At 47.8% G+C, this 268-nt stretch carries 1 protein-coding gene; it reads right to left on the bottom strand.

Annotated features, from left to right (window positions below; all coding sequences use genetic code 11):
- Positions 1-82: 82 nt before the first annotated feature.
- Positions 83-268 (bottom strand): hypothetical protein (locus SB752_RS32545; protein ID WP_410719518.1); only part of this gene is annotated, 186 nt, incomplete at its 5' end.

Genomic DNA, 268 nt, shown 5'->3' with positions numbered 1-268 from the left:
CCACCGACGGCATCGTTGAAACAAGGAGATTCACATGCCGTCATTGGACTTTGCCGCCATCGCCGAGTAACTGTTCGACTACTCAGTTGTCGTTGTAATTCTCCGAACCCACAAAATCTTTCATTACAATGTATGCGTCGCCAGCACGCAAGTGAATTGAATATAACTTGCTGTCTACCACAAGCTTGTCGGTTTGTGATGCGGCGCTGGCGTTGAACAGTTCACGACTTCCGTACACGACATTGTTTATACCCAGCCGAGTCATAAA

The sequence above is a fragment of the Brevibacillus sp. SIMBA_040 genome, assembly GCF_046535075.1.
GTDB lineage: Bacteria > Bacillota > Bacilli > Brevibacillales > Brevibacillaceae > Brevibacillus.
Note: the sequence above shows the minus strand (reverse complement) of the source record. Positions and strands in the feature narration are given on the sequence as shown.